Source organism: Devosia sp. Root105 (assembly GCF_001424865.1).
In the GTDB taxonomy this organism is placed as follows: Bacteria; Pseudomonadota; Alphaproteobacteria; order Rhizobiales; family Devosiaceae; genus Devosia_A.
The window spans coordinates 246,691-268,217 of sequence record NZ_LMCR01000012.1 but is presented as its reverse complement, the minus strand read 5'-3'; the positions used below and the strand labels follow the sequence as shown (position 1 = coordinate 268,217).

The following is a 21,527-nucleotide window of genomic DNA, read 5'->3' as shown; positions in this document are numbered from 1 at the left end:
TGTCACCAGCTAATGTTGGCGCGTTGGGGGGCATGGCGTTGGGCACTTGGGTAACAGCAAAGCAGCTGTCGCCAGCGGTTTGGTTGGCGGTGGTCAGCCTCAACATCGTGGCTGGTGGCCTGTTCGCCGGACTGTATGCGTGGCGCGTCAGCACGTTCGACCGTACCACTGCGACCATACTGTCGGTCCGTATCGAGGAGCGTTCCGCCAGGGGTGGACCGATCTACGTGGCGTTGGGAGAGCTGAGCTTCACCCGCATCGACAAACAGGGACGATCTTTCGATTGCCGGCACGAGTTCGAGATTGGGCGTGAAGCAGATGGCTTCGTGGCCGGAGACAAGCTGGAGATCATTCCGGCGACCGGAACTTGCCAGCGTATCGATGTCCTTGGCCGGGCCACGGCCGACAAAACTTGACGCTGTTCGCCACATGCCTCAAACACCGGCGCCACGAAACTTGGGACGCACCAGCCGATGAAAATCCTCGTCACTGACCAATCCGGCGTCGAACACGAGCTCGAAGGGCTCGATGGCTGGCGCACGATGGAAGTGATCCGCGACTGGGGCCTCAACATCAAGGCCGAGTGCGGTGGGGCTTGTTCCTGCGCCACCTGCCACGTCTATGTCGAGGACGGCTGGTTCGAAAAGCTCCCCGACCCGAGCGACGACGAAGAGGATCTCCTCTATTCGACGCTCGACAAGAAGCCGAACTCGCGGCTGAGCTGTCAGATCCTGCTCAGCGAGGAACTGGATGGCATGCGTGTGACCCTGGCGCCGAGCGCTGCCAAGGACTCCGAGGCGGCCTGACCCGCCGTTCCTGATGCAAACAGCGGGCGTCCGGAGGTCAAGCTGGACGCCCGCTGCGCATGCTCCCGTGCGGCGCGTCAGGGAGCATCGTCCGGGCTCTGATACGGCCCGTTACTCCTGCTGCGTCTGTTGACGCAGCTCAGGCTGCGTCGCGGGACGCAGCAAACTTCCATAGACCCAGCCGCTGTGGCCGGCCTGGTCGGTGATCCGCACCCAACCCTCGACAGTGTCGCTGATGTTGACCCAGCTGCCGCCCTTGAGCGTGAACACCTGCGGCTCGATCTGCTTCGGTCCGGCCCGGACCTTGAGCGCTTCGACGGCAACGCTGTGGGTGAAGCCCGGCGGCGGTGTCCTCACCGGCGTGCTGACCTCAGGAGTAACCACCGGCACCGATCGCGCGACGTTCAGGTCGTTGGCCCGGGCAACGGTCGGACGAGCGACGTAGCCGGGCCTCAGGTTGGTTGTCTTGACCGGCGTGGCAGCCGCCATCTGCCCGATCATATCGGTGCTGTATTTCAGCCCGGAGGCAGTGAGGACAAGAGCGGCAAGCGCAACTGTTCCGAACAGCGCGAGTGAGGTCAGCATACGGGCCAGCTTCAGCTCCCATTCCGCCGAGAACCAGTGGCGTCCGCAGCGCATGGTTCTCGCGGAGGGGTGAAAGCTCCAAACCGCCCGCAGGTTCCCCGAGCGCTGCAGAATCATTGGCCGGCGGCAGCGCGCACCGCCGGCCGAGGGACGGTTCAGGCGGCTTGTTCGAGCGCCTCGGCCTCGCGGCCCGCCTTCAACGTTTTGGTGTACCAGGCCAGTTCATCCAGCATCGCGGTCACCGTCGGCGCCAGGTAGTCGTAGTCGGCAAAATCCTTGCCGCCGCGCAGCATGCCGAGCAAAGGCTCCATGTTGATATGAACGCCCGCCTTCATCGGCACCATGCTCAGTTCCACCGCCATCAGCCGCAACTGCTCGACGGCGCGCGCCGCGCCCACTGCGCCGTAGCCGACAAACGCGGCCGGCTTGCGGGCCGGCTCGTCGTAGATGTGATCGAGGGCGTTCTTTAAGACGCCCGAGATCGAGCGGTTGTATTCGGCAGTGACGAAGATGTAGCCGTCGAGTTCTGACACCTTCCTCGCCCAGCGCAGGGCCACCTCGTTGGTCTGCGGCACGAAGCGCGGCGAGCCGACGGCATCGAAGAACGGAATCGGAAAATCCCTGAGGTCGACGATCTCATAGTCGGTGTCGCCGCGGGCCTTGGCGATGTCGAGCACCCATTGCGCCGGGCGGTCGGCAAAGCGGGTTTCGCGGGTGGTGGAGAGGATGATGCCGATGCGTGGCTTGCTGCTCATTTGGGTGTCTGCCTTGTCAGGAGTGCATGGGTGGCCACCAACAGAGACCTAGTCACCGTCAGTAACTGGCGCTATGTTGGTGACTACCTCAGAGGTGCACAAGACGGCACCGTTTCGAGACGGAGTTACCCATGGACGACCTGGTCACCAACACGGAACCACAGCCGGCTCCCGCTTCCGGCACCCCGAGCTGGGCTCCCCGGCACGATGTGAACGAGCCCGAGACCTTTGCCGAATGCTCCCGGGCCATGCTGCCGGTGCACGAGGTGCTGGCGCAGATCAGCGGCAAGTGGACCATCCTCGTGGTGCAGGTGCTGAGCGCCGGGCCGCGGCGGTTCTCCGAGATAAAGCGGCACATCGACGGCGTCTCGCAGAAGATGCTGACCGCAACGCTGCGTGATCTCGAAAAGGATGGCTTCGTCTCCCGCAAGGTGACGCCCAGCATTCCGCCGCGTGTCGACTATGCGCTGACCGAGATGGGCCAGGAGCTGCAGGAGCCGCTGCGGGTCATCGGCAATTGGGCACACGCCAACCGGCACCGCGTCGAGGAAGCCCGCGAGCGCTTTGCCGAGCGCGAGGAAGAGGCCAAGCGCCTCGCCTGGTGATCAGGCAGGTTTGCTGGCAGCAGATTTGGCGGACCGCGCGCCGGCCCACTGGTTGACGATCAACCCGGTCATCACCAGCACCACGCCGACCAGTTGCAAAGGGCCCGGCACGACGTTGCGGATCACCGCATCGAGGATAAAAGCGACCACCGGCGTCACCAGCACAAACGGGATCACCGAGGCGGCGCCCAGCGCCACGATGGCGCGGAACCACAGCATGAAGGGCAGGGCGGTCAACACCACCGCAAGAATCGCCAGCCCCAGCGCATTGGTCCAGCTGATCGCAGCGGGCACATCCCCGATGATCAGCGCCAGCACCGCCAGCTCTGCGCCGCCGATCAGCAGCTGCCAGGCCGTGAAGCTCACCAGCGACATTTCCGCCGGCCGGCCCCAGCGGTTGATCAGGATGCCGCCGAGCGAGCCGGCGACGACACTGCAGAGCGCCGCTGCGACGCCGATCATGTCGATCCCGGCATCGGCACGGAGGATCACCAGCGTCACGCCCACTGCACCAATCAGGATCGAGACGATCTTCATCAGCGTCGGCGGCTGGCTCAGCAGCGCCCAGGCGAGCAGAATGGTGATCAGCGGCCCCAGCGTCTGGAAGGTGCCGGCAACGCCGCCCGGCAGCCGGATCGCTGAAACGAACAGCAGGGCGAAGAACGCCCCGAAATTCAGCGTCCCGAGCACGATCAGCTTCGGCCAATAACCCCGCGGCACCATCTGCCTCGCGAATGTCAGCAACAGCAGCCCGCCACCCAGCGCCCGCACCGAGCCGATGAAGATCGGGTTATGCGGCAGCATGGTGGTGGTGATGATGTAGGTGAACCCCCACAGGATCGCCGCGCCCAGAGCTGCAAGTTTGAGGTTCATCGCGGGGCCGAGGGAATCGGTTGAGGTCGGGCTGGATAGTGCCACAGCTCATCTCCCCCCTTGCGGGGGAGAAAGCGAAAACTTGGGCTTAGCGGAGCTAAGTCCTTAGTTTTCGCCAGAGAGGGATGCGGAGCCACGGTGTCCTCCAGCATCCCCGCTTTCTCCCTGCCGCCAAGCGGGAGATGGCATCGTGCATGTGACAGGCCCCCAACGCCCATTCATCCCCGGTTCACCGACGCCGACCTACCCAGCGCGCCTTCGCGGGGGGCACGCGAGGGATCGATGGACGTCTATACAATCTTCAAGTTTCTGCATGTGCTCGCGGCCATGGCCTGGTTCGGCGGCGGCGCGGTCATGCTGCTGCAGGCCATCCTGGCCATGCGCCAGGGTGACGACGAGAGCCTGATGCGGGTCACCGGGAGCCTGGGCAGCCTTGCCATGCTGTGGTTCCTGCCGGCCTCGGGCCTGACGCTGCTGTTCGGCCTCGTCACCGTGCTGCTCGGTAACCTTTGGGGTGAGGCCTGGGTCATCCTCGGCCTCGTCGGTGCGCTCGCCAGCTTCGTTGTCGGCCACTTCTTCCTGCGTCCGATGGGCGAAGAGGCGGCCCGGCTCATTGCCGACGGCAAGATCGCCGAGGCCGCCGTGTTCGGCAGCCGGATGATCCGCATCGCCATGGTCGACTATGCCAGCATCATTGCCATCGTCGCGCTGATGGTGCTGAAGCCCAACTGGACCGACATCCCGGCGCTTGTCGTGGTTTACGGCGCGCTCGGTGTCACGGCCTTCCTGATCCTCGGCGGCAAGGCGCGGCTGCACCCGCTTCGCGCCGAGTGAGACTCCTCCAGCGCTTTCAGGAAAAGTTGCAGACTTTTCCGGTTCGAAAGCGCTGGAAGCCAAAGACTTCGAACATGTAACCGTTTCAACGAAACGGTGGCATGTGGTGGTCGCGGCGCCGCTTGGGGGCGCGCCGCGATCACCAGCGGGTTTCAGTCGTCTTCGTCTTCATCCTCGTCGTCATCATCGTCCTCGTCGTCGAACTCCATGTCGACGAGCTCGGAGACTTCCACGCTGCCGCCATCGGCGAGCACCGGGCAGCCCTTGGCGATCTCGAGCGCGGCGTCCATGTCGTCGGCCTCGATGATCGAGTAGCCGCTGACCGGATCGGCCGGGGCAGGGCCCACCGCGCCATCCGAGCCGACAGTCATTGTCGCGCCGACCGGGCTGCCCAGATCCAGCATTGCTTCGCCGGTCGCTTCGAGCCACTCATTCCAGGCCAGCATTACTGCCGCCTGCGCCTCTTCGCTCTCGGGTTCGCCACCGCCATGGTAGGCCAAGAGATAGTTGGGCATCGCGCATCTCCATATCGCCGGCGACGTGCCGGATACGGGAACGGGTAGCCCGCTGATGCGACTCTTGTGTGAAGGTGATCAGGAGCACTTTCAGGAAAAGTTGCAGACTGTTCCTCCTCGGATTTGATCCGGGGTTCGAAAGCGCGACGCCGCTTCATTGAAACGGTGAAGCGCTCTAGGCGGTTTTGCGCTCGATCTCTTCCACCGCCTGCTGCGGCCTCGCGAACATGCCGATCCAGTCGGTGAAGCGCTCGACCCAGATGTTGAGGTTGGTCCTGAGCCGCTCGTCGGTGATGTTGTTGTCGTCGTCGATCGCGCCCGGCCGCGACTGGAAATAGATCTCCGGCCGGCCCATCAGGGCCACGCCCACCACCGGCAGGATGGAGCGCAGGTGCGCCTGTGCCGCAGCGGTGCCGCTGACCCCGCCAGTGGCGCCGGCAATGGCGCCCGGCTTGTCCGTCCAGACGCTCTCGCCGAACGGCCGCGACGGCCAGTCGATGGCGTTCTTGAGGATACCCGGGATCGAGCGGTTGTATTCGGGCGTCACGAACAGCACCGCATCCGCCGCGGCGATCTCGCGCTTCAGCCGCATCACGTCGGCCGGCGGATCGTTCCACAGCGCGTCGTCGTAGAACGGCAGGTTGTCGATCTTGATGTACTGGAACTCGAGCTTGCCGGCGGCCAGCTTTTCCAGCGCCTTGGCGAGCTTGAGGTTGGAAGAGGTCGGGCGCGTGCTCCCGACGAATACGGCGACCCGGTACATTGGTGCCCCCTGGTTACTAGATGTGACTGGGGGTGGATATGTGCCTATGGTCAGAAGCGCGCAAGACGGCACATGCATGTGACTGGCGAACGCATTGTTCACCACGCGGAAAGGGGCCGGGTGTGAACCCGGCCCCTGGCTTCGATCGGAAGGGTTGTTACAGCGTGTCCTTCAGCCAGGCGGTGGTCTTGTCGATCACCTCTTTACCGATCTCGGGCTGCTCGCTGAACACACCCAGCATGTGGTCGGCGCCCGGGATGTTGAGCGACTCGGTCTTGCCCTTGGCGAGACCCAGGTACTGCTCGAAGTAGCCGATGGCCGGGTCGGCTTCGCCGGCAATGGTCAGGAACGGGCCGGCATAGCCCGAGAACCGGGCGGCGAGATCGTTCTGGGCCAGGCTGTCAAAGAAGCTCTGCTTCAGTGTCACCACCCGCCAGCCGAGATCGACACTGGCCGAGCCCTCGGCCTTGGCCTTGTCGTAGAAATCCTGGCCGAGGAACTCGTGGAACTCCTTCTGCAGGTCGCCCATCTGGCCCCACACCACGACCGACTTGAAGTCGTCGGGTTCGAGCATGGCCACCGCAGCGCCGAAGCTGTAGCCGATGACGCCGACCCGCGCCGCATCGACGCCCTTTACGCTGCCGAGATAGCTGCGGGCTTCGGCGGCATCTGCCACCAGCCCTTCGAGAGTGGTGTCCGCCATGTCGCCGGTGCTCTCGCCATAGCCGCGGAAGTCGATGCGCAGCGAAGCGATGCCTTCGGCGGCCAGCGCCGCCGCCTGCTGGGCGAACAGCCCGCCCACTTCATCGCGCGAGCTGCCGAAGCCGTGCAGCATCACCACGGCCTGACCGGTTGCGCCGCTATCGGGGGTGGAGAGTGTGCCCTTCACGCCGCTCGGCAGGTCGACGACCGTCTCGGCCGCGAGGGAAACGCTGGCCAGCAGCGCGAAGGCGAGGGTGGCGACGGTCTTGGTGCTGGTGCTGAGGATCGACATTGCTTCTCTCCGTTGTTGGCACGAGGCCCTGGTTGATGTCCACAGTTCTAGCGACGGGACCCGGAACGAGATTGAAGAAATCCGACAATGTGGGACGAGCGAAGAACCCAGTCCTACTTCCTCTCCGCGTTCAGCACGTTGGCCAGCTCCGGGATGAAATCCTTGACCATCGGCTGCTTTACCACCTCGAACGGCAGCGGGCGGACGACGCGCATCGCGGCGATGCCGACCCGTACCGTCATCAGCCCGTTGACCACGCCTTCGCCGAGCCGCGCCGAGAGTTTTGCCGCCAGCCCCTGGCCGACCAGCTGCTCGACCACCCCGTCGGTCAGCACCAGCCCGCCGGTGACCGCGAGGTGTGCGAGGATGGCGCCGATCAGCCGCCAGGTGCCGATGAAGCCGGGCCGCGCGCCATAGAGCCGGGCGATGTCGCCACCCAGCCGCACGCTCTCGAAGATGACGAAGGCGATGTCGATCAGTGCCCGCGGCGAGACCGCCGTCACCAGCGCCACACGCCGCGCCGAAGCCGCCGTCAGCGCCCGGGCTCGCGTATCGAGCGGCGCCATCAGCAGCCGTTCGCCCAGCCGCACATGCTCGGCGCCATCGAAGACGTGGCGTGCATTGCTCTCCAGTTCGTCGCGTGGCCGCGCCAGGTCCGGTCGGCGCGCGTAAATCTCGAGCAGCTCGCGGGTGATCGCCGCACCATCCTTGTTGCGGTCGCTGCTGAGCGCCGCGATCGCGGCGTGCCGCAGCCGGTCGAGGGCGCGGAGCCGCAGCAGCGAAGCCACCTCGCGCACGATGATCACCAGCAGTGCGATCACCAGCACGGCAAGCACTCCGAGCCCGACCCAGCCGAGCCAGGGCTGCGACGCGAACAGGTCGGCGATCAGGCGTTCGGCGGCAAGCCCCAGCGCCAGAGAGACGAGGATACCGCCGGCGATCCAGGCGACGCGCCCGACCCAGCCGAGCAGCCGCGGCGGTCGCGCCGCATCATCCAGTGGCGCCTCGATATCGGTGATCGGCTCGATGCTCTCGGGCAGGGCGACGGCCTGCGCCGGTTCGAACACGCGCGGGCGGCGCGGTTCCTCGGCGGGGTCGCCGCTGGACGAGACGGGGCGGGCGAAGGGTGGTTTCATCGCAGCCAGTCTCCGATCAGGTAGTCGAGCGCCCGGTCGAAACGGATATGCGGCAGCACCACATTGCCTTCGGCGTTCTTTTCCAGCCGCTGCGGCGGCTGAAAGCGCAGGAAATTCAGTGCAACTGGACGACCATCCTCGAACAGCGCATCAGGATGCTCGGGCAAGTCACCGGGGAATAGCGCGATTTCCGTCTTGCCGTCATAGGTCTTGCCGTCCAGCACCTCGCCCGCCTGCGGCGTACCGACGATCACCTCGTGCTTCTCGCCGCCGTCTTCGATGACGCTCTCGCGCGTTGCCCGGATCGCCGCGATGGCCATCGAGCGGGTCTCGGCCCCGGCGAACCGGGCCTTGCGCGCCGCATCGGCGACCAGCCGGTTCATCACCGCCTCCAGCCGGTCATGGCTCGAGGAGTGGATATGGTCGGCCTTGGTGGCCGCGAACAGGATGCGGTCGATGCGCCGCGCCACCAGGCGAGTGATCGGGTTGTTATCGCCCTGCCGGAAGCAGGACAGGATGTCGGTCAGCGCTGTCTCGAGATCGGCCACTGCTGCCGGGCCGGCGTTCAGCGCCCTGAGCGTATCGACCAGCACCACCTGCCGATCGAGCCGCGCGAAGTGATCGCGGAAGAACGGCCGCACCACGATCGCCTTATAGGCCTCGTAACGCCGCTCCAGCATGGCGTAGAGGCTAGACGACCGCACCGGGCCGACCGGTGGCGGCAGCGGTGCGAAGGTCAGCGCCGGGCTGCCCTCGAGGTCGCCGGGCAGCAGGAACCGGCCCGGGGGCAGGGTGCTGAGGGCCCGCCCATCCTCGCGGCTGCGCCGCAAATAGTCGGTGAACGCCGCCGCCAGCCGTTCGGCATCCACGTCCGTCGCTTCCTTCGAGCTGTCCGTCTGCTGGATCTCGCTCATGAACGCCGCGGCTTCGGTTTTCGAGTGCGGCAGCGCAGCACGCTTCAGGGCCTGTGCGCTCCACTCGGCGAAGCTCAGTGACAACAGCGGCAGGTCGAGCAGCCACTCGCCGGGATAGTCGACGATATCGAGGTTAAGCACTGTCGGCCCGAACATCCCCGACACCCAGCGCTTCGACTGGAACTTCAGCGTCAACCGCAACTGGCTGATCTTCCGCGTCGATTCCGGCCAGTGCGGCTCCTTGCCGGTCAGCGCGGCGAGGTGCTGCTCATAGGCAAAGCGCGGGATGCCGGCATCGGGATGTTCGGCCAGCCGAGTTCCAATGAAGCGGCCCTCGGTCAGCGCCGCAAAGCCGGGCAGGCGCCCGCCGGTGAGGAGGTTGTGGATCAGCGCGGTGATGAAGATGGTCTTGCCGGCGCGGCTGAGCCCGGTCACCCCCAGTCGCAAGGTGGGCGTGAACGGCGCCACCGCCGCATCGGCGAGGTTGCCTAGCGCGATGCCGATCTCGTCGGTGATGGTCGTCGGCGCTTGCGGCATCGGGTTCCCTAAGCGCTTTCAGGAAAAGTTGCAGACTTTTCCGGTTCGAAAGCGCGACAAACCAAGATTGTCGGGAAGGTAGGCGGTCCCATGGCGATTGCAAGGCTAGCGCGTTGGCCCGTTGGGAGGAATCGTGATTGCCAGATTTGGGGATTCTTCACGGTTCCCCGCCTTAGCTGAACCATGGCTTACGCGGTTGCTCGTAATTTTGAGGCTGATGCAGACGAACTCGTCGGGGTTCCGCGCGAACGTACGGCCGGCGAACGGCTGCATCTCGATGTCGCCAAGCTGTTGCTTGCCAAAAAGACGCTGCGGCTCACCGATCTGGCGATCGCCATGCGGCAAACGGCGGAGTGGGGCTCGAGCCTTGCGGCAACCATCATCGCGCTCGGGTTCGTACGGCCGATCGACTATTACAAGGCGGTCGCCGAAGTGTACGGCCTGCCCTTCGTCGATCTGCAGCGCGAACCGATCGACCAGACCCTGACCAGCGTCGAGGACCGCGCCGATTACGCCGAGCGCAACATCGTGCCCTGGCGCCGGATCGATGGCCGGCTGATCCTCGCCGCCACCGAGATTACCACCGAACATTTCCTGTGGGGCGACGAGCGGTTCGGCCCCGACAGCTACGATTTCGTCATCACCTCGCCATTCGATATCCTGTGGCAGACCCAGCAGCTGTTCCGCGATTGGGACAGCTTCTTCGCCCGCGAGGCGCTCTATTCGTGGAAGCCCGAGCACTCGGCCAAATACACGGTGACCAAGCCGCAGAAGCTGGTGTTGTGGGCGGTGCTGGCGGTGTTGCTGGCAGGTCTCGTGCTGGCGCCAATGGCGACGGCGGTGACGCTGATGGCGTTCTTCACCACCATCTACACCCTGACCTTCGTCTTCAAATTCGTGCTGACCTTCATCGGCTCGTCGCGCAAGGCCGACATGGAGATCTCGCCCGAGGCGATCGCCGCGCTCAAGGACAGCGAGCTGCCCGTCTACACCGTGCTGGTGCCGATGTACAAAGAGGCCAAGGTCTTGCCGCTGCTGACCAAGGCGCTGAAAGGGCTGGATTATCCAGCCTCCAAGCTCGAGGTGAAGCTGGTCCTCGAGGAGGACGATACCGAAACCATCGAGGCAGCGAAGGCCCTGCGGCTGCCCGGCACCTTCGAGATCGTCCGGGTGCCGCCAAGCCAGCCCAAGACCAAGCCCAAGGCCTGCAACTACGCGCTGCAGTTCAGCCGCGGCGAGTTCGTCACCATCTACGATGCCGAGGATCAGCCTGAGCCGGACCAATTGAAGAAGGCCGTGCTGGCCTTCCGCAATGGCGACCCGCAGCTCGCCTGCGTCCAGGGGCGCCTCAACTACTTCAACCGCTCCGAAAACTGGCTGACGCGGATGTTCACGCTCGAGTACAGCCAGTGGTTCGATTTCCTGCTGCCGGGGCTCGATTGGCTGAAGGTGCCGATCCCGCTCGGCGGCACCTCCAACCACTTCAAGCTTTCGGCGCTGCGCAAGGTCGGCGCGTGGGACCCCTACAACGTCACCGAGGATGCCGATCTCGGCGTGCGGCTGGCGCAGGAGGGCTACACCGTCGGCGTCATCAACTCGACCACCTACGAGGAAGCCAACGGCGTGCTGCCCAGCTGGATCAAGCAGCGCTCGCGCTGGATCAAGGGTTACATGCAGACCTGGCTGGTGCACATGCGGCACCCGATCCAGCTCTGGAAGTCCATCGGCGCCAAGGGCTTCTTTTCCTTCCACTTCTTCATCGGCGCGCCGCCCTTCACCATGCTGCTGGCGCCGATCCTGTGGGTGATCACCTTCCTGGTGTGGTTCACCAATAGCTGGGATTTCGGCTGGTTGTTCCCCGAGCCGTTCGGCACCATGGCGCTGTTCAACCTGGTGATCGGCAACCTGTTCCTCGTCTATTTCGGGGTGATCGCGGCGCTGAAGCGCAAGTACTATGACCTGGTGCCGGTCGGCATCCTGCTCCCGGTCTACTGGGTGCTGCACTCGATCGCCGCCTACAAGGCGTTCTGGCAGCTGATCTTCAACCCGCACTACTGGGAAAAGACCGAGCACGGCACCTCGAGCGTCACCCAGAAGACGCTCGCACAGGTCAAGAGCGAGGCGCCGAAATGAGCATCCTCGATCTCGCCACCGCCCCGGTTGCGGCCCATCAGCGGCGGCCATTCTGGCGCCCGGCGACGATCCTTTGGTCACTGGCGGCCGTGATTGTGCTGCTGGTGCTGGCGCTGCACGTCATCGATGGCGGCTATGTCCGCCGCGACATCGAACAGCTGCAGGCAGGCGAGGCGTGGCGAACCGGCGGCTGGCTGTCGCAGGTGGTGCTGCGCGTCGTCGGCCTGCTGCCGGGCACCCAGCTGCAGCAATGGGCGCTGTCGCTGACCGTCGTCGCCGTCTCGGGCTTCGCCTTCGGCGCGCTGTACGACCGGTTGCGCGCCAATGGCTGGTTCCGCATCGGCGCGTTCATCGCGCTCGTCGCGCTGATGCTGCATGCCGGCGGCCTCTACACGGTGACGGCATCCTCGCGCGCCATCCCGCTCTACATCGCCTTCGCCGCGCTGATCCCGGCGATCCGTTCGCTCGAGGATGTCGGCGACGTGCAATCGGCCATCGGGCTCGGGCTGCTGTTACCCTTGCTGCTGCTGGCGAGCCCGATCGCGGCGCTGCTGATCGTCCCGCTGGCCATCGCCACGGCCTTGGCGGATCGCGATGCGCGCACCGACCCGCGTGCCTTCGTGGCCATGCTGCTGGTGGCGATCCTGCCGACGCTGATCGTCGCCATCGGCATTGTCGGCTTCATCGTGCAGGCGCGAATGGATGTCGCGGCCGCCCTGCTGCCCTATGTCAGCACTTACACCAACCTGCACTTCGACGTTGAGGCGCTGGCGGGCGGGCTCGAGGCGCTGGCGGTGTTTGCGCCGGTGCTGATCGTGCCGCTGCTCTACTGCTTCTGGCCCGAACTCCCGGAGCGGCGCCACGTCTTCAGCGCGCTGGCGGTGATCGCCCTGCCGCTCTACCTGGTGTTCGCCCGCACCATCCTCAACACCACCATGACTGCCATCGTGCCGCCGATCGCGCTGATCGTTGCCTTCCTGTCGTGGCTTGCCGTGGTTCGGCTGCCGTTCCAGCTCCGGCTGCTGTCGTTGCTGCTGCTGGTGCTCGCGGCCGCGGCGAGCTGGACCTACAGCGATCTCTGGAACGATGCAGCGTGGAAGGCGGCGCTGTTCAACCAGGTTCCGGCCGGCATTGCGCAACTGTCCCTCAGGTCGGGCGTTTGACCTCCAATCAGAGGAGGTGCAAATGCACAAACCTGTCGTTGAAATCGACACTTTCATTGCTGCCCCCAGCGCCACCGTATGGAAGGCGATGAAGGGCGGCGCCATGTTCCCCGGCACCAGGATCGAGACCGATTGGAAGATCGGCCATCCCATCACCTTCAAGGGCGAATGGCAGGGCAGGAGCTTCACCGATCGCGGTGAGATCCAGACCCTCGCGGAAGCCAAGGAGTTGAGCTTCACCCACTGGAGCGACAAGGACGGCTCCGGCAAACGTCCGCCCAGCTACCACGTGGTCAGGTATGAGCTCGCCCCATCAGGCGCGCGCACCAAGGTGACGCTCAGCCAGTTCAACGAGGGCCAGGACACCGAGGTCGACGCCAAGACCCGGGTCGAGTTCGAAAAGAACTGGACCATGATGCTGGAAGGTCTGAAGCAGTCGGCGGAGGGGATGCACTGACTGAAGCAGACGGCCCCCTCCCGGCCTCCCCCATGAATGGGGAGGTGAAGAGTCGAGCGTTTGACACCCATCGCTGCCGCAATCTCAATGCGGCACCTCCCCCTTCATGGGGGAGGATGGGAGGGGGCCGTCTCTCTCAGTCCCTCACAACGAGTTACTCGCTCAAACCGATCTTCTCGAGCTCGTACGGCGTGGTCTGGTAGATCTCGTTGATCCAGTTCTGGAACAACAGGTGGGCATGGCTGCGCCACCGGTTCTCCGGCTCCACCGTGGTGTCGCCATTGGGGAACAGGTTCACCGGCGGCGCCGTGTCCAGCCCGGCTTTGACGTCGCGCTCATACTCGTCCGCCAGCGAGCGGTTGTCGTACTCGAGGTGGTTCAGCATGTAGAGGGCAGGGCGCACCTTGTCCTCGAGCATGCAGACGCCGATGTCGTCGTTGTCGATCAGCACTTCGAGGTTCGCCCCGAGGCTTGTTCGGTCGATGTCGTTATAGCGGCTCACCGGGATCATCGGGCTATCCGAAAAGCCATGCAGCCATGGCGTCTGCGGGCCGACCAGCTTGTGGCGGAACACCCCGAAGGCCTTTGACGGCATGCGGTAGCGCTTCGCTCCATGGAAGTGATGCAGCGCCGCCTGCGCCCCCCAGCAGATGAACATCGTGTGGTGCACGTTAGTCTCTGTCCAGTCCATGATCTCGAGCATCTCGGACCAGTACTTGACCTCCTCGAACGGCATGTTCGCCACCGGCGCACCGGTCACGATGAAGCCGTCGAACTTCTTCTCCCGCACCTCTTCCCAGGTGGAATAGAAGCTCTTGAGGTACTCTTCGGAAGTGTTCTTGGATTTGTGGTCGCTGACCCGCACCAGCGTCAGGTCGACCTGCAGCGGCGTGGCGCCGATCAGCCGGGCGAACTGCGTCTCGGTCCGCTCCTTGTTGGGCATCAGGTTGAGCAGGCCGATCTGCAGCGGGCGGATGTCCTGGCGGGCAGCGCGGGAGGAGTCCATGACCATGACACCCTCCGATTGAAGGGTTTTGGCCGCCGGCAGGTGGTCAGGAATGCGAATTGGCATGATGTGCCTCTAGATAGGATAGCGATCAGGTGAGCGGAAGCGGCGCCGGTGAGGGCGCTATCGCATTCGCTGACGGACCGCCCCTGCCACGAGGTCGAGGAATTCGTCGCCGTCGCGCACAGTGGCGAGGTCGCTGGCTTCGATGGTGTAACCGAAATTATCGGCGAGTTGCTGGTAGCGCGGCAGCCGATCCTTGAGCAGCGCCTCAAAACCCCAGGCGCCAAAGGCGTCCGGGTCGACGCCGGCGTCGTCCTTGACCTTGTTCAGGGTTTTGAACTCGTTCCACTTCTCGATGAGGAAGTGCGGCTGATAATACATCGGCTTGGGGCTGTGCTTGAAGCGTTCGATCAGCTTGTGGGCGTCGTCTTCGGTGCCGCGGATGTAGAGCAGCAGCGTGCTCGAGGTCAGCGCCTTGATCACCGGGTCCTCGGCATTGGCAGGGTCCACCACCTCGATCAGCGAACCGCCAGTATCGGCGATGAAGTTCGAGTAGCCATAGAGCTGGTCGGCGCGCTCGATGAAATACGGCACGTCCGCCAGCGCCGCGATCTCGGCCACCCGGTGCTGCTCCTGCCGGCGCTGATACTCGGCAAGCGGCAGGCCGCCGCGGCGCGCATCCCCGGGGCGCCCGAGATAGGTCGAGAGCGGGTCGAGGTTGGCGAAGGTGATGTTGCTGTCGATCTTGATCGAGTCCGTCCGCAACAGCTCGCGCAGGAACGGCACCTTCATGGCCTCGGCCTTGAAGTTGTCGACGATGAACTCGCCCATGTAGCGCGTGCCGATGCGGTAGTCGGCCGAATAGTGGAACCACTGGTGCTTGCGCAGCAGCGCCGCCAGCCAGGTCTTGCCGACCCCGGCCATGCCGAACACCGTCACGGCGTGACGCGGCGCGCTCAGGAAATCCTCGGCGGAATTGAACAGCATAGGGGCGGGTCCGGTTCGGCGTGATCGATTTAGACGATGCGCGGGGACGCGACAAGGGCAGGGGGCTCCGCCCGGCCATGCCACCCCGGCAATTCCTGCCGCCCGACCCGGACTCTTTTGCCCCTTTGTCGCCACACCCGTTACCAGCGCAGCGAAAAACCCAGCAATTTCAATGCGCAGCTGAACTGGCATCGCCCTTGCATTGCATTGTCCGAACCCGCGTGTCCGCACGCCAAATGGGGGTATGGAGCAAACTATGGGCATCTACGGCGCTCTTTCGACCGCAGTCACCGGGCTACGCGCCCAATCCTTCGCGCTCGAGAACATCTCGGGCAACATCGCCAACAGCCAGACCACCGGCTTCAAGCGCATCGACACCGATTTCGTCGACATGATCCCCGATGCCGCCCAGAAGCGGCAGACGGCCGGCTCGGTGCTCGCCTACTCGCGCTCGACCAACAACATCCAGGGCGACATCAAGGGCACCTCGACCGAAACCAACATGGCCATTAACGGCAATGGCTTCTTCGTCGTCGAGCCGCCGATCGGCATGTCGGACGGCGATACGCTGTTCGCCGGCGCCAACTACTACACCCGCCGCGGCGACTTCGAACTCGACAAGAACGGCTACCTTGTCAACGGCTCGGGCTACTACCTCAAGGGCCTGCCGATCGACCCGGCGACGCAGAACATCTCGAGTTCGGTGCCGCAGGTGCTGCAGGTGTCGAGCGCGTTCCTGCCGGCGCAGCAGACCACCTCGGTCAACTACGAGCTGAACCTGCCGCAACTGCCCAAGACCGCGGCTTACCAGGCCTCGAAGACTCCGGGCAGCGAGTTGCTGCGGGCGCAGGACTTCCTCAACATCACGCCCGATACGGCGGCGACCACCTCGGGTGCGACTACCACATCCGGCGCTGCCGCCAACACCATTGCCAGCGCCGGCAACACTCTGACCCTCACCGTCAATGGCACACCGGTCACCATTACCTTCAACGAAGGCGGCGGCACCAGCGGCACCAACGTCGACGTGACCGCCTCGGGCACCGTCGGTAGCCTGCTGACGGCCATCCAGACGGCCATCAACGGCGCGCTGCCGGCCGGCGATCGGCCCACCGTGGCTCTCAGCTCGAGTGGCGCCATCACCGTGACCGGCGCCGACGCCACCGACGTGGTGCAGGTTGCCGACAACACCACCGGCACCTCGTCGCTGGGCTTCGGCCTTGCCGACGGCACCTACAACCCGACCGTTTCGTCGGCTCTGGCCCTTCAGCAGCGGGTCAACAGCGTCAGCGCCGACAAGGCCGATGCCTTCGTTTCGCAGTCGATCTCCGGCGGTGCGGTGACGGTCTATGCCGGCAACGGTGCGCCGGCCAACGTGCAGATGCGCTGGGCCAAGGTGAACTCGACGGCTAACGGCGGTTCCGAGAAATGGAACCTGTTCATTCTCACCAACTCGCAAGCTACCGGCACCGGCACCGCCTGGTCTCGGTTCGGTGGCGACTACACTTTCGGGCCGGACGGCTCGCCCAACCCGCCCGTCGAGTCCACTGAGTTGCAGGGTCTCCAGGTCAACGGCGTCGCCATCGGCGACATCACCCTGCAGCACGGTGCCTCGGGCCTTACCCAGTTCGCCGATCCGAACGGCAATGCCGAAGTGACGACGCTCAACCAGAACGGCTATGCCGCCGGCGAGTTCGTCTCGGTCGCGGTCAACGACAATGGCCGCGTAGTGGTCTCCTACACCAACGGCCAGCAGCTTGAGGTGGCCCAGGTGGTCACCGCCAACTTCAGCGCCGTCAATGCGCTGAAGAGAATGGACGGCGGCGTGTTCGCCGCGACCTCGGAATCGGGCGAGCCGCTGCTCGACACCGACGGGGTGATCGGCTCGGCCGTCGAGGCCTCCAACACCGACATCTCCGAAGAGTTCACCAAGCTGATCGTCACGCAGCAGGCCTACGCCGCCGGTACCCGCATCGTCTCCGCGGCCGACCAGATGCTGCAGGAATCGCTGAACATGATCCGCTGAGGCGGAACTGAACCCCTCCGGCGCGGGTCCGCCCTGCGCCGGAGCTTTCTCAACTGGAGCAGGGTGGTATGGGGCTCTCGGTTACCCTCAGCAATGCGCTTTCGGGCATGCGTGTCGGGCAGAACGCGCTCGATACGCTGTCCAACAACGTCGCCAATGCCGGCACCCCCGGCTATCACCGGCGTTCGGTCAGCGTCATCGACTCGTTGGGCGTCAACTCGACCTATGCCCGCGAGGGCCAGCTCAGCCGCACCTTCAACCAATCCCTGCAGGCGCACTACACACGCAGCACTGCCGAATCCGGCTTCACCAGCGTGCAGGCGAGCTTCCTCGACCGGGTGCAGACCCTGTTCGGCAAGCCCGGCACTGTCGGCTCGATCGACAGCGCCTACAATGCCTTCGAGAGTTCTCTCGCCGCCGTGGCGACCAGCCCCGACAGCTATGCGAACCGAGCCGATCTGGTGCAGAAGGCCCAGACCGTGGCTTCGACGCTCAACCGGCTGAGCTCCGACATTCAGTCGCTGCGCCAGGAGATCGAGGCCAAGCTCTCCAACAGCGTCGACTCGATCAACAACCAGCTGCAATCGCTGGAAAAGGTGAACCTCAGGCTCGCCGACCAGGGCATCGATGCCACCTCGCGCGCCACCCTGATGGACCAGCGCGACCGGCTGGTCGAGGACCTGTCGCAGCAGATGGATCTGCGCGTCAATTATCGCGGCGACGGCACCGTTTCGCTGATGACCCGCTCCGGCGTCGGCATCCTCGACGTCAAGGCATCCGTATTCAGCTACGAAAGCGCCGGTGCGCTGTCGGCCGCCTCGCGCTTCAGCCCGAACGATGCGGTGAGCGGCGTCGGCAAGCTCTCGATCATGACTCCGGCCGGGCTGGAGATCGACCTGGTCAAGCAGAACGTCCTGCAATCGGGCGAACTCGCCGGCCTCATCCAGCTGCGCGACCAGCAACTGGTGCAGGCGCAGGATCAGCTCGACGAGATCGCCGCCTCGGTGGCGCAGGCCATGTCGACCAACGTCAAGCAAGGCACGCAGGTCACCTCGGGCCCGTCCAACGGCTACGAGGTCGACCTCGCCAACGTCCGCAACGGCAACGAGTTCACCTTCAAGTACACGCAGGGCGGCGCCGAAAAGACCGTCCGCGTGCTGCGCGTCGACGACACCACCAAGCTCCCGCTCGACTATGTCGATGCCAACGGCGCCAGGGTGATCGGGCTCGATTTCTCCGGCGGAGCCGCTGGGGTCGCCTCGCAGCTGCAGAACAAGCTGGGTGGGGGGCTGTCTGTCTCCAACCCGTCGGGCAGCACACTCAGGATCATGGACGACGGCGTCGCCGGCACCACCGACATGCTGTCGCTCTCGACCCGCACCACCTCCTCGGGGTTGCAGAACGGTACGCTCGGCTTCTCGCTGTTTGTCGATACCAACAATGCCGACTTCACCAACAGCCTCGACGGCGTCGGCCAGAAGCTCGGCTTCGCCAGCCGCATCAGCGTCAACGCCTCGATCGTCGCCGATAACAAGCTCTTGGTGCAATACACCGGCACGACGCCGTTAGGTGATCAGGACCGGCTCAACCAGGTGATCGCCAACCTCGACGACATGCGCTTTTCCGGCGGGCAGGGGGGTGGGCTGAGCGACGCCAGCTCACGCCTCGGCGGTACCGTCGCCGACCTGATTTCGCAGACCCTCAACTACCAGGGCAACGTTGCCGAAGCGGCGATCTCGAACAACGAGACGCAGCAGCAGACGCTGGCTGCCCTGACGCAGCGGCTCGACAGCGAATACGGCGTCGACGTCGACGAAGAAATGGCGCGCCTGATGGAACTGCAGAACGCTTTCGCCGCCAATGCGCGGGTGATGAGCGTGGTGCAGGAACTGATGGACTCCCTGATGCAGCTCTAGAAGGAACAAGCCCATGACCTCAGTCGGCAAGACGATGTTCCCGCTCGCCAACGGCATCAAGAACATCACCGCCATGAAGGCCCGCTACGACCAGTTGCAGACGCAGCTGGCCAGTGGCGAGAAGGCCTCGACCCTGGCCGAGATGGGCTCGGACCGCTATTTCGACCTGGCGCTGCGCCAGCGCATGGCGCGGATGGAGGGTTACCAGCAGTCGATCTCGACGGTGAACCTCAGGCTCGAAGTGCTCGATACGGTGATGAGCCGGCTCGATACCATCGAGTCCGACGCCCGCGCCGCGGCGATCTCGGGCGGCGGCGGCACCTCCGGCATCAATTTCCAGACCACGCCGACGCTGGCCGGCTCGCGCTTCGACGAAGTGCTGACGCTGCTCAATACCGATGTCGCCGGCCGCTACATGTTCGGCGGCAACCGCACCGACAGCCAGCCGGTGGCGACCTCATCCGATGTGATGAACGGCGTCGGCGCCCGTGCCGGCTTCAAGCAGGTGGCCGGGGAGCGCAAGCTCGCCGATCTCGGGGCCGACCATCTTGGCCGCCTCGATATCAGTCGGGTCACCGACACGGTGACGCTGGCCGAAGAGACCACCGTCTTCGGCATGAAGCTCTCCGGCATCACCACCACCTCGGCCAATATCGCGGTCACGGCCCCGGGCGGCGGTCCGCCACCGGCGCTGACGGTAAAGTTCGGCACGCCGTTGCCCAATGCCGGCGACAAGGTGCAGGTCAGCTTCACCATGCCTGACGGCACCGAGGAGCAGATCGTCCTCGTCGCTACGTCAGGCACGCCGGGCGACGGCGAGTTCCAGATCGGCGCCGATGCCGATGCGACTGCCGCCAGCTTCGAGACCGCGCTCACCGGCTCGGTCAAACAGCTCGCCGAGACCACCCTGGTCTCGGCCTCCGCCTATGCCGCCGCCGAGAACTTCTTCAACGGCCAGGGCGAGCAGGTGATGCGCGTCGACGGCCCGCCCTTCGACAGCGCCACCGGCCTCATCGCCGGCACCTCGGCCAACACCATGCTCTGGTACACCGGCGAGGACAGCGCTGATCCGCGCAGCACCGTCACGGCGCGAGTGGGCGAAGGCACCACCGTCGGCTACGGCGTCCAGGCCAACGAGAGCGGCTTCATCAACCTGATCCAGACCCTCGCTGCCGTCGCCGTGCAGGATTTCCCCGACAGCGATCCGACCTCGGAAAAGCGCTACTCCTCGATGATGTCGCGCAATGCCGCCCGCCTCGCCGATACCAAGGACAACCAGCCCGGCTCACTCGCCGCGATCACCGTCGAGCTTGGCCTCGCCCAGAGCACCACTGGCGCCATTGCCGAGCGGCATACCGCGCACTCCGCCCAGCTTGGAAACATGCTAGAGCAGATTGAGGCGGCGCCCACCGAGACGATCGCCATGGAAATCCTGGCGCTGAAGACGCGCCTCGAAGCGAGCTATCAGACCACCGCGCTGCTCAGCCAGCTGTCGCTGGTGAACTACATGAGGTAACCGATGAGCCGTGCAATCGTCGTCCGCGAACTTGGCGGCCCGGAAAAGCTGACACTGGAGCAGGTCGAGGTTCCGGCACCGGGCGCGGGTCAGATCAAGATCAGAAGCCACGCCATCGGGCTCAACTTCATCGATACCTACCAGCGCACCGGGCTCTACAAGGTGGCGCTGCCGTTCATCGCGGGCAACGAAGGCGCCGGCGAGGTGATCGCGGTCGGGCCTGATGTCACCCAGTGGCGGGTTGGCGATCGTATCGCTTACCAGGGCTCTGTCGGCGCCTATGCCGACGAGCGCCTGCTGCCGGCGGACCGGGTGGTGCGCATCCCCGATGCCATCAGCTACGAGGTGGCTGCAGCGGCGATTCTCAAGGGCCTGACCGCCTTCTACCTGCTGCACTGGACCCATCCGCTCAAGGCAGGCGAGACCATCCTTATCCACGCCGCCGCCGGCGGCACCGGCCAGATCCTGACGCAATGGGCCAAGGCGATCGGCGCGACGGTGATCGCCACGGCCGGATCGGACGACAAGTGCGCCATTGCCCAGGCGAATGGCGCCGACCTCACAATCAACTACCGAACCGACAACTTTGTCGAGCGGGTGAGGCAATTCACGGGCGGCAAAGGGGTGGACGTCGTCTACGACGGCGTCGGCGCCGCGACCTTCGAGCCGTCGCTCGATTGCATCAAGCCGCGCGGCCTGATGGTGAGCTTTGGCAATGCCTCGGGTCCGGTGTCCATTCCCAAGCTGACCATCCTCGCGGAGAAGGGCTCGCTGTTCCTCACCCGCCCCACCACCGGGGGATATCTCAGGACCGCCGACGATCTGCGGCTTGGGGCCGAGGCGCTGTTCAATGTGATCTCGCTGGGCAAGGTGAAGATCGCCATCGACCAGACCTTTCCTCTTGCCGAAGCGGCCAAAGCCCACATCGCTCTCGAGACGCGCGCCACCACCGGCTCGACGCTGCTCTTGCCGTAAGGCGCGGCTGCCGCTAAAGGCGTGGCCG

21 protein-coding genes are annotated in these 21,527 nt (G+C 65.0%); 11 read left to right on the top strand and 10 right to left on the bottom strand.

Annotation, left to right across the window (positions count from 1 at the left end):
• Positions 1–32: 32 nt before the first annotated feature.
• A complete protein-coding gene (locus tag ASC68_RS09975; protein ID WP_248310520.1) occupies positions 33–416 on the top strand; it encodes a hypothetical protein in 384 nt (127 codons plus the stop codon).
• A gap of 57 nt (positions 417–473) precedes the next feature.
• Positions 474–806 carry a 2Fe-2S iron-sulfur cluster-binding protein gene (locus ASC68_RS09970; RefSeq protein ID WP_055878313.1) on the top strand — a complete coding sequence of 111 codons (333 nt, stop codon included), beginning with the start codon at positions 474–476 and terminating at the stop codon, positions 804–806.
• Between the two features lie 111 nt (positions 807–917).
• On the opposite strand, the gene ASC68_RS09965 is transcribed toward ASC68_RS09970, so the two are convergent.
• Together ASC68_RS09965 and ASC68_RS09960 are read right to left on the bottom strand one after the other, a co-directional pair.
• Positions 918–1,391, bottom strand: coding sequence for an SH3 domain-containing protein (locus ASC68_RS09965; protein ID WP_162247910.1), 474 nt, complete (start codon positions 1,389–1,391; stop codon positions 918–920).
• A 155-nt stretch (positions 1,392–1,546) separates the two neighbouring features.
• Entirely contained in the window at positions 1,547–2,146 is a 600-nt protein-coding gene (locus ASC68_RS09960) for an NAD(P)H-dependent oxidoreductase (RefSeq protein ID WP_055878309.1), read from the bottom strand.
• A gap of 131 nt (positions 2,147–2,277) precedes the next feature.
• Between ASC68_RS09960 and ASC68_RS09955 the strand changes: the two genes are divergently transcribed.
• Complete coding sequence (locus ASC68_RS09955) at positions 2,278–2,751, top strand: helix-turn-helix domain-containing protein (protein ID WP_082528046.1); 474 nt, start codon at positions 2,278–2,280, stop codon at positions 2,749–2,751.
• Here ASC68_RS09955 and ASC68_RS09950 read toward each other — a convergent pair whose 3' ends face one another.
• On the bottom strand, positions 2,752–3,624 hold the full coding sequence (locus tag ASC68_RS09950; protein WP_055879802.1) for an EamA family transporter: 873 nt from the start codon (positions 3,622–3,624) through the stop codon (positions 2,752–2,754).
• A gap of 282 nt (positions 3,625–3,906) precedes the next feature.
• Between ASC68_RS09950 and ASC68_RS09945 the strand changes: the two genes are divergently transcribed.
• The gene (locus ASC68_RS09945; RefSeq protein ID WP_055878307.1) at positions 3,907–4,458 is read left to right on the top strand and encodes a DUF2269 family protein; all 552 of its coding nucleotides are present in this window, start codon (positions 3,907–3,909) and stop codon (positions 4,456–4,458) included.
• A gap of 152 nt (positions 4,459–4,610) precedes the next feature.
• Here ASC68_RS09945 and ASC68_RS09940 read toward each other — a convergent pair whose 3' ends face one another.
• The 5 genes from ASC68_RS09940 to ASC68_RS09920 all read right to left on the bottom strand — a co-directional run bounded on the left by ASC68_RS09940 (position 4,611) and on the right by ASC68_RS09920 (position 9,317).
• Positions 4,611–4,973, bottom strand: coding sequence for a YciI family protein (locus tag ASC68_RS09940; protein ID WP_055878305.1), 363 nt, complete (start codon positions 4,971–4,973; stop codon positions 4,611–4,613).
• Positions 4,974–5,148: 175 nt separating this feature from the next.
• On the bottom strand, positions 5,149–5,736 hold the full coding sequence (locus tag ASC68_RS09935) for an NAD(P)H-dependent oxidoreductase (RefSeq protein WP_055878303.1): 588 nt from the start codon (positions 5,734–5,736) through the stop codon (positions 5,149–5,151).
• 157 nt (positions 5,737–5,893) lie between these two features.
• Entirely contained in the window at positions 5,894–6,730 is an 837-nt protein-coding gene (locus ASC68_RS09930) for an alpha/beta hydrolase (protein WP_082528045.1), read from the bottom strand.
• Positions 6,731–6,843: 113 nt separating this feature from the next.
• Positions 6,844–7,866 carry a TIGR01620 family protein gene (locus ASC68_RS09925; protein WP_055878301.1) on the bottom strand — a complete coding sequence of 341 codons (1,023 nt, stop codon included), beginning with the start codon at positions 7,864–7,866 and terminating at the stop codon, positions 6,844–6,846.
• Complete coding sequence (locus ASC68_RS09920; RefSeq protein WP_055878299.1) at positions 7,863–9,317, bottom strand: YcjX family protein; 1,455 nt, start codon at positions 9,315–9,317, stop codon at positions 7,863–7,865. Before ASC68_RS09920 ends, ASC68_RS09925 begins: the two co-directional genes overlap by 4 nt.
• 183 nt (positions 9,318–9,500) lie before the next feature.
• Between ASC68_RS09920 and ASC68_RS09915 the strand changes: the two genes are divergently transcribed.
• From ASC68_RS09915 to ASC68_RS09905, 3 genes are read left to right on the top strand one after another with little or no spacing between them, the layout of a single operon-like run.
• Positions 9,501–11,450: a glycosyltransferase family 2 protein gene (locus ASC68_RS09915; protein WP_055878298.1), complete on the top strand. Its 1,950-nt coding sequence runs from the start codon at positions 9,501–9,503 to the stop codon at positions 11,448–11,450.
• Positions 11,447–12,613, top strand: coding sequence for a hypothetical protein (locus ASC68_RS09910; RefSeq protein ID WP_055878296.1), 1,167 nt, complete (start codon positions 11,447–11,449; stop codon positions 12,611–12,613). Before ASC68_RS09915 ends, ASC68_RS09910 begins: the two co-directional genes overlap by 4 nt.
• Before the next feature lie 22 nt (positions 12,614–12,635).
• Positions 12,636–13,070: an SRPBCC family protein gene (locus ASC68_RS09905; protein ID WP_055878294.1), complete on the top strand. Its 435-nt coding sequence runs from the start codon at positions 12,636–12,638 to the stop codon at positions 13,068–13,070.
• Between the two features lie 154 nt (positions 13,071–13,224).
• Here the strand turns inward: ASC68_RS09905 and metA are convergent, their stop codons facing one another.
• The gene (metA, locus tag ASC68_RS09900) at positions 13,225–14,142 is read right to left on the bottom strand and encodes a homoserine O-succinyltransferase (protein ID WP_055878292.1); all 918 of its coding nucleotides are present in this window, start codon (positions 14,140–14,142) and stop codon (positions 13,225–13,227) included.
• 57 nt (positions 14,143–14,199) lie between these two features.
• A complete protein-coding gene (locus ASC68_RS09895; RefSeq protein ID WP_055878291.1) occupies positions 14,200–15,066 on the bottom strand; it encodes a hypothetical protein in 867 nt (288 codons plus the stop codon).
• 256 nt (positions 15,067–15,322) lie between these two features.
• Between ASC68_RS09895 and ASC68_RS09890 the strand changes: the two genes are divergently transcribed.
• From ASC68_RS09890 to ASC68_RS09875, 4 genes are all read left to right on the top strand, one after another.
• Positions 15,323–17,092, top strand: coding sequence for a flagellar hook-basal body complex protein (locus ASC68_RS09890; protein WP_055878289.1), 1,770 nt, complete (start codon positions 15,323–15,325; stop codon positions 17,090–17,092).
• A 68-nt stretch (positions 17,093–17,160) separates the two neighbouring features.
• Complete coding sequence (gene flgK / locus ASC68_RS09885; protein ID WP_055878287.1) at positions 17,161–19,008, top strand: flagellar hook-associated protein FlgK; 1,848 nt, start codon at positions 17,161–17,163, stop codon at positions 19,006–19,008.
• A 13-nt stretch (positions 19,009–19,021) separates the two neighbouring features.
• On the top strand, positions 19,022–20,524 hold the full coding sequence (locus ASC68_RS09880; RefSeq protein WP_055878286.1) for a hypothetical protein: 1,503 nt from the start codon (positions 19,022–19,024) through the stop codon (positions 20,522–20,524).
• Positions 20,525–20,527: 3 nt separating this feature from the next.
• Positions 20,528–21,499, top strand: coding sequence for a quinone oxidoreductase (locus tag ASC68_RS09875; protein ID WP_055878284.1), 972 nt, complete (start codon positions 20,528–20,530; stop codon positions 21,497–21,499).
• Positions 21,500–21,527 lie beyond the last annotated feature (28 nt).

What these genes read in the sequence shown, in the direction of transcription:
- ASC68_RS09960 (WP_055878309.1), bottom strand. Translation starts at nt 2,146, where the DNA reads ATGAGCAGCAAGCCACGCATCGGCATCATCCTCTCCACCACCCGCGAA.
- ASC68_RS09930 (WP_082528045.1), bottom strand. Translation starts at nt 6,730, where the DNA reads ATGTCGATCCTCAGCACCAGCACCAAGACCGTCGCCACCCTCGCCTTC.
- ASC68_RS09875 (WP_055878284.1), top strand. Translation starts at nt 20,528, where the DNA reads ATGAGCCGTGCAATCGTCGTCCGCGAACTTGGCGGCCCGGAAAAGCTG.
- ASC68_RS09935 (WP_055878303.1), bottom strand. Translation starts at nt 5,736, where the DNA reads ATGTACCGGGTCGCCGTATTCGTCGGGAGCACGCGCCCGACCTCTTCC.
- ASC68_RS09895 (WP_055878291.1), bottom strand. Translation starts at nt 15,066, where the DNA reads ATGCTGTTCAATTCCGCCGAGGATTTCCTGAGCGCGCCGCGTCACGCC.
- ASC68_RS09965 (WP_162247910.1), bottom strand. Translation starts at nt 1,391, where the DNA reads ATGCTGACCTCACTCGCGCTGTTCGGAACAGTTGCGCTTGCCGCTCTT.
- ASC68_RS09910 (WP_055878296.1), top strand. Translation starts at nt 11,447, where the DNA reads ATGAGCATCCTCGATCTCGCCACCGCCCCGGTTGCGGCCCATCAGCGG.
- metA (WP_055878292.1), bottom strand. Translation starts at nt 14,142, where the DNA reads ATGCCAATTCGCATTCCTGACCACCTGCCGGCGGCCAAAACCCTTCAA.
- ASC68_RS09940 (WP_055878305.1), bottom strand. Translation starts at nt 4,973, where the DNA reads ATGCCCAACTATCTCTTGGCCTACCATGGCGGTGGCGAACCCGAGAGC.
- ASC68_RS09975 (WP_248310520.1), top strand. Translation starts at nt 33, where the DNA reads ATGGCGTTGGGCACTTGGGTAACAGCAAAGCAGCTGTCGCCAGCGGTT.
- ASC68_RS09880 (WP_055878286.1), top strand. Translation starts at nt 19,022, where the DNA reads ATGACCTCAGTCGGCAAGACGATGTTCCCGCTCGCCAACGGCATCAAG.
- ASC68_RS09950 (WP_055879802.1), bottom strand. Translation starts at nt 3,624, where the DNA reads ATGAACCTCAAACTTGCAGCTCTGGGCGCGGCGATCCTGTGGGGGTTC.
- flgK (WP_055878287.1), top strand. Translation starts at nt 17,161, where the DNA reads ATGGGGCTCTCGGTTACCCTCAGCAATGCGCTTTCGGGCATGCGTGTC.
- ASC68_RS09925 (WP_055878301.1), bottom strand. Translation starts at nt 7,866, where the DNA reads ATGAAACCACCCTTCGCCCGCCCCGTCTCGTCCAGCGGCGACCCCGCC.
- ASC68_RS09920 (WP_055878299.1), bottom strand. Translation starts at nt 9,317, where the DNA reads ATGCCGCAAGCGCCGACGACCATCACCGACGAGATCGGCATCGCGCTA.
- ASC68_RS09955 (WP_082528046.1), top strand. Translation starts at nt 2,278, where the DNA reads ATGGACGACCTGGTCACCAACACGGAACCACAGCCGGCTCCCGCTTCC.
- ASC68_RS09905 (WP_055878294.1), top strand. Translation starts at nt 12,636, where the DNA reads ATGCACAAACCTGTCGTTGAAATCGACACTTTCATTGCTGCCCCCAGC.
- ASC68_RS09945 (WP_055878307.1), top strand. Translation starts at nt 3,907, where the DNA reads ATGGACGTCTATACAATCTTCAAGTTTCTGCATGTGCTCGCGGCCATG.
- ASC68_RS09970 (WP_055878313.1), top strand. Translation starts at nt 474, where the DNA reads ATGAAAATCCTCGTCACTGACCAATCCGGCGTCGAACACGAGCTCGAA.
- ASC68_RS09915 (WP_055878298.1), top strand. Translation starts at nt 9,501, where the DNA reads ATGGCTTACGCGGTTGCTCGTAATTTTGAGGCTGATGCAGACGAACTC.
- ASC68_RS09890 (WP_055878289.1), top strand. Translation starts at nt 15,323, where the DNA reads ATGGGCATCTACGGCGCTCTTTCGACCGCAGTCACCGGGCTACGCGCC.